Below are 2017 nucleotides of genomic sequence, written 5' to 3'. Positions count from 1 at the left end.
GTCTGACATAGAGATTGTAGTCCATGGCGATCACCGGTCGTGACTTCGGTCCTTCGGGGATCTGCGGCAGCGAAAAGTGCATGATGCCGTTGTTGGCAGTCGGTCGGGCGGGGCCCTGCGAGACGCCGCTGGCGTCGAATTGATAGCCGGCCGCCGGCAGCGCTTCATAGAGCGCCTTGCCGGTCGACAGATACGGCGCGCGAAAACCGACAACCGCATGCCGCGCGAAATCGCGCCAGCCCTCGGGTTCGGGCGCAATGCCGTTGATGGCATAGGCGTTCTCGAGAATGTGCTCGAACGAACCGAACTCTTTCAGCCAGTCGGCCTTGCTCCAGTCCTTGCCGTCGAAATGGCCGCAGCCATGGCTGGCGATGTCGTGGCCTTCATGCGCGGCAAGCCCGATCTGCTCGAGCCGCTCGCTGACTTCCTGTTTCGATGCGGCAAAGCCGATGTTGGATTTGCCGGCGCTTTTGCCGGGTGCGGTGTATTCCTTGCGTGTTTCCGGCGACAGCAGGAAGACGCAGGACAGAAAATAGGTGAAATGCGCGCCGGTGCGCTCAGCCAATGCCCGGCTGCGCTTCCACTGCGAAATATCGCGGGCGCTGTCGAACGAGATGATGACGACCTGTTTCGGCTTTGCCGGCGCCGGCGGGTCGGCCAGAGCCACGCCGGCAGTGACGAGCGCGGCAAGCGAAAACGCAACAACGCGGAACGGACGAAGCATAGGAAATCTGATCTTAACTCGGGGAACGTCTGCAAGCCGGCTATCGCCTAAATGTGGCGCGGGTGCGATGGGCCTCTTCGGCTGCTCGTCCGGGGCAAACATCCGTTTGCCCCGGACAATAGCGATTTTCCGGTTGAACCCCTTCCATGCCGGCAAAATTTCGCTAAAACGCGGGCTGACAAAGGCCCGACCGGGCAGGAATGGTTTGATTTGATGTCCGACGACAGTTTTATCCGTGAAGTCAACGACGAGATCCGTCGCGAACAGGCGCAGGCGCTGTGGGACCGTTTTGGCCCAGCCCTGATTGTCGTTGCGATCCTCGTGGTGCTCGGCACCGCAGCCTTCGTCGGCTATCGCTATTGGGACGAGACGCGCGCCAACCGCTCGGGCGATGCGTTCTCCCAGGCGCTGAAGCTTGCCAATGACGGCAAGAACGATGAGGCGCTGACCGCGCTCGATCAGTTAGAGAAGGATGGCTACGGCGCCTATCCGCTGCTCGCCCGCATGCGCGGCGCGACCGTCAAGGCGAACAAGGGCGACGTTCCCGCCGCCGTCAAGGATTTCGACGAAGTCTCCGCCGACACGGCCATTCCCCAGAGCATTCGCGACATGGCGCGGCTGCGGGCAGCGCTGCTGCTCGTCGACCATGGCTCGTTCGCCGACGTGTCCAGCCGTGTCGAAGCGCTGACATCCGACACCAACACGCTGCGCCACACGGCGCGCGAGGCGCTCGGCCTTTCCGCCTGGAAAGAAGGCAAGACGCAGGATGCGCTAAAACTGTTCGACCAGATCGCCGCTGACGACGGCGCCCCGCGCAACACCCGCGAGCGCGCAACGTTGATGTCCGAACTGATCCGCGGGTCGGGCAGTGCGTCGTGACCTTCAAAGTCGCCATCATCGGCAGACCTAACGTCGGCAAATCGACTCTTTTCAATCGGCTGGTGGGAAGGAAGCTGGCGCTTGTCGACGACACGCCGGGCGTCACCCGTGACCGTCGCGTCCATGCCGCCAAGCTTTACGACCTGCATTTCGACGTCATCGACACCGCCGGCTTCGAGGACGCGGGCGCCTCGACCTTGCCCGGCCGCATGCGCGTGCAGACCGAGATCGCCATCCGCGAGGCCGACCTGATCTTCTTCACCATCGACGCCAAGTCCGGCCTGTTGCCTGACGACAGAACCTTCGCCGAGATCGTGCGCAAATCCGGCAAGCCGGTCGTGCTGGTCGCCAACAAGGCCGAGGCGAAGGGCGCCCAGGGCGGCATGCTGGAAGCTTGGGAACTCGGCCTTGGCG

At 63.2% G+C, this 2017-nt stretch carries 3 protein-coding genes; 2 read left to right on the top strand and 1 reads right to left on the bottom strand.

Going from position 1 to position 2017, the window contains the following annotated elements:
• Positions 1 to 724, bottom strand: a 724-nt coding sequence (locus tag EN943_RS36715; protein WP_127416583.1) for a polysaccharide deacetylase, incomplete at its 3' end; no start/stop codon positions are given.
• Between the two features lie 213 nt (positions 725 to 937).
• Between EN943_RS36715 and EN943_RS36710 the strand changes: the two genes are divergently transcribed.
• Positions 938 to 1603: a tetratricopeptide repeat protein gene (locus tag EN943_RS36710; RefSeq protein WP_127416582.1), complete on the top strand. Its 666-nt coding sequence runs from the start codon at positions 938 to 940 to the stop codon at positions 1601 to 1603.
• The coding region (locus EN943_RS36705) for a GTPase (RefSeq protein ID WP_127416581.1) at positions 1600 to 2017 on the top strand (418 nt) is incomplete at its 3' end. The genes EN943_RS36710 and EN943_RS36705, both read left to right, overlap by 4 nt.

Origin of the sequence: Mesorhizobium sp. M7A.F.Ca.US.006.01.1.1 (genome assembly GCF_003997935.1) — a bacterium.
In the GTDB taxonomy this organism is placed as follows: Bacteria; Pseudomonadota; Alphaproteobacteria; order Rhizobiales; family Rhizobiaceae; genus Mesorhizobium.
This window is presented reverse-complemented; position numbering and strand designations above follow the sequence as displayed.

Excerpts from the sequence above, each read along its gene's own strand:
- EN943_RS36710 (WP_127416582.1), top strand. The coding sequence starts at position 938 with ATGTCCGACGACAGTTTTATCCGTGAAGTCAACGACGAGATCCGTCGC.